At 45.9% G+C, this 3436-nt stretch carries 4 protein-coding genes and 1 pseudogene; 4 read left to right on the plus strand and 1 reads right to left on the minus strand.

Translation table 11 applies throughout. The features are described from left to right. Positions 1 to 46: 46 nt before the first annotated feature. The gene (locus AC3DOM_RS16850; protein WP_487920199.1) at positions 47 to 355 is read right to left on the minus strand and encodes an FmdB family zinc ribbon protein; all 309 of its coding nucleotides are present in this window, start codon (positions 353 to 355) and stop codon (positions 47 to 49) included. 177 nt (positions 356 to 532) lie between these two features. Between AC3DOM_RS16850 and AC3DOM_RS16855 the strand changes: the two are divergent. From AC3DOM_RS16855 to AC3DOM_RS16870, 4 genes and pseudogenes are all read left to right on the plus strand, one after another. Further along, positions 533 to 718, plus strand: a pseudogene (locus AC3DOM_RS16855) (Rdx family protein); the annotation flags it as partial. Between the two features lie 11 nt (positions 719 to 729). Next, entirely contained in the window at positions 730 to 1719 is a 990-nt protein-coding gene (gene trpS / locus AC3DOM_RS16860; RefSeq protein ID WP_487920200.1) for a tryptophan--tRNA ligase, read from the plus strand. A gap of 37 nt (positions 1720 to 1756) precedes the next feature. Then, the gene (dtd, locus tag AC3DOM_RS16865; protein ID WP_487920201.1) at positions 1757 to 2194 is read left to right on the plus strand and encodes a D-aminoacyl-tRNA deacylase; all 438 of its coding nucleotides are present in this window, start codon (positions 1757 to 1759) and stop codon (positions 2192 to 2194) included. Between the two features lie 334 nt (positions 2195 to 2528). After that, positions 2529 to 3436, plus strand: a 908-nt coding sequence (locus AC3DOM_RS16870; protein ID WP_487920202.1) for a hypothetical protein, incomplete at its 3' end; no start/stop codon positions are given.

Below are 3436 nucleotides of genomic sequence, written 5' to 3' on the forward strand. Positions count from 1 at the left end.
CGCCTGATCTCAGGCGCATTTTACTTTTCTGTTGTGGTTATAAAAATTATTCTTCCTTTTTGCTTTCTTTTTTCGCAGGTTCCGCGCTTTTCTTTTCAGAGGTTTTGTTTTCAGTTTTCTCGGATTTTTCAGTTCCTTCTTCCTTATCCTGGCTACGAGCCTTTTGGCCAGAAGGAGAACGATTATCTGTTGCGTAAAAACCAGACCCTTTAAAGACGATTCCCACCGGTCTATAGACCCGATGCAAGCTTTCATCCTCGCATTCAGGGCAAACAACCATTGTAGGATCGTTGAATCCTTCTTTTTGATCAAATTGAACGCCGCAATTATCACAGCGATAGGTATATACAGGCATAGCTATTTTCCTTATAAATCGTAATTACGCAGTGATTATAGCGTGCTTGTATAGAGGTGACAAGAGTTTGAGAAGCGCATGTTATAATTTTCTAATACTTAATTATTATCTTGTGGAGAGAGAAAAATGCTTAAAATTAGGATTGTTTACTGCGCAGTTTGACATTATACAGACAGAGCCGTCGGTCTGATGGCTGAATTGACCAAAGCATATGAATATGATATTGAAGAGATCACGTTAATCCCCTCTGATGGAGGGAAGTATGAGATCACGGTAAACGGTGATCTCGTTTATTCAAAACTGAAAACCAACCGTCATGCCGAGCCGGGTGAGGTACTTGGGTTGGTGAAAAAACTTATTTAACGAGGGCTTATATGGCAAAGAAGAAGGGTCGGGTTTTTTCGGGTGCACGCCCAACCGGCAAGCAACATCTGGGAAATTATCTCGGAGCGATTAAAAACTACGTCGCCTTGCAGGATGAATACGAGGCACTCTATTGCATTGTGGATATCCACGCGCTGACCACAATCGAGACGACGCAGGAATTGCGTCAGAACACCTATGATATGGCGCTGGATTGGTTGGCCGCAGGATTGCGTCCTGAAGAGAGCATTATCTTTGTCCAATCGCATGTGCCGCAGGTGACCGAGTTGCACACCTATCTTTCGATGGTTACACAGTTGGGCAAACTAACCGACCTGCCTACTTTCAAAGAGAAGATCCGCGAAAATCCCAAGAATGTTAATTATGGACTTGTTGGTTATCCAGTCTTAATGACCGCGGATATTGTTCTTTATAAAGCGGGCATTGTTCCCGTCGGCGTGGATCAGGCGCCACATCTTGAGTTTGCGCGTGAAATTGTTCGCTCTTTTAATTATCGTTTTAATACCAAAGTCTTGATCGAGCCGCAGATGAAAGCAACAACTGTTCCCAAAGTATTGGGCATTGACGGGCAGAAGAAGATGGGCAAAAGCCTCGATAATCATATTGAGATGGCTGCCACCCCTGAAGCGACGCAGAAACGAGTCTTGCAGATGGTTACTGACCCAAATCGCAAACGTCTCTCTGACCCCGGTAACCCTGATATTTGCAATGTTTTCTCACTGCATAAAATTTTCTCTTCACCTGAAGAGGTGGAAGAGATCAACACTGAGTGCCGCCGAGCAGGAATCGGATGTGTGGATTGCAAGAAGCGTTTTGCGGCGAACCTGAATAAAAGTCTGGAGCCTTTCCGCGCCAAACGCGCTGAGATCGGGCAGAAACCTGACCACGTCTGGGAGATACTACACGAGGGCGCAAATCGTGCCCGCAAGCTTGCTGAGGAAACAATGGTTGAGGTTCGCGAAGCGATCCAATTACCATAAACGTAAGGGCACGGTTACGGTGCCCTTACCATTTTCTATGCGCGCATTAATCCAAAGAGTTTCTCACGGTAAAGTCTCTGTTGAAGGCCAGGTCATCGCTGAAGTTGGACCTGGCCTGGTTATTCTTTTAGGGATCGGCGAGGGCGACAGCGAAACCGAAGTTCGCTATTTGGCGGAAAAAATTGCCCACCTGCGTATTTTTGAGGATGAGCAGGGTAAAACAAATTTGTCTGTTTTGGACGTAGGGGGAGAAGCGATTGTTGTTTCGCAATTTACCCTTTATGCCGATACGCGTAAGGGACGGCGCCCCTCATTTATCCACGCTGCGCCGCCAGAGATTGCCTCTCCTCTGGTAGATCAGTTTGTGTCAGGTCTAGCCGGGCAGGGAGTTCCCACGCAAAGCGGGGATTTTGGGGCGCATATGCTTGTCGAGATCGATAATGATGGACCTGTCACGATTTGGTTGGAGCGATAGGTTGTAGGGAAAGCCAAAAGCGGGGAAAAAACTTGCATAGAATTCTCCAATAGCAAACGCAAGCTGCGGTGATATTATCCACAATTCCGTGTTTTTATCATAATATAATTGAAATTTATCTGAAATGTTTAGGGGGTTGTTAAGTTCTTGTAAGGTGACAAAAAGTACCCGCCAATTATAATATCTACAATCTAGACAAGTTTAGGATGCAATGATTCATTGACTGAATCTGGTCGCTGCCAATTTTATTGGCTAAGTCAATGAGGAGCAAGAGCGAAACCGGCCTTTTTTTTGAATTTGGCCGTTTCGCTTTTTGTATTTAACGTGAGGTTTTATGATCCGTCGTCGAAATAAAGTATTCCATGTGGTTTTTTTGTTCATTTTTATACTCTCTATTGCAGCACCTTTGCAAACTGTCTTTGCCGATTATGTCAGCACAGCCATCAACCGCGTCTTCATTGACCCGGCAGCAGCAAATATGGCGATGGTGACAAATGGCTATCAGGTTGGCGATGAGATTTCGTTCATTTTTGAGACCACACCTAAAATCACCAATGGTGCTACTGCTGGAGCGGGGGCCTGGTCCACTGTATATCTTCCGGCGGGTGTAGTTGTGACCAGTGCTGAATTGGTTGCCGCGAACTCAGATGGCACTTATTCTGCGATTTCTGCCAAAGATGTGGCTGAGATGGGGGTGGACTGTGGAGACCGCGATTGTCGGTTAGCAGGCGGAGAACTACAAGCGGATGTAATCGCAAATGGCTCTTTGGGATACAACCAGCAGGACACCGGTATTTTTTACAGCACCGATTCTCGTACAGCACTACTTGTTACACCATTATCCATTTCTCCAACAGGACCACTCGTAACACCCCAGGAAGTTCACAATCAATGGGATTATGATCAAATTGTGGCATTTGGGCAAGGCGCAGCTTATTCCGGAAATGGTGGTCAAGGCAACGCGCCTATTGTTAGTTATAATGGCGGTGGCACCTGGTTTGGCACTGCTTCACCGGTTGCCGGCCCCAATACTTATTACACACATGACTATAAACCAGGAGCAACTTGTATGACTATTGCTCCGACTACCCAGACTTCTTCGATCACCGCAGCAATAGATGACTTTAGTTGTGAGGGACCCTGGCAACGTATTGAATATGACAATTCCAAGATTGCGAATGATATCGGGACCCCGGTAATTGCAGCGACAGGCGGGGGCGATAAAACCTATAACAATAATAG

Source organism: Candidatus Desulfolinea nitratireducens (genome assembly GCF_982879505.1).

Coding starts and splice junctions, on each gene's coding strand:
- AC3DOM_RS16850 (WP_487920199.1), bottom strand. CDS start 355: ATGCCTGTATATACCTATCGCTGTGATAATTGCGGCGTTCAATTTGAT.
- trpS (WP_487920200.1), top strand. CDS start 730: ATGGCAAAGAAGAAGGGTCGGGTTTTTTCGGGTGCACGCCCAACCGGC.
- dtd (WP_487920201.1), top strand. CDS start 1,757: ATGCGCGCATTAATCCAAAGAGTTTCTCACGGTAAAGTCTCTGTTGAA.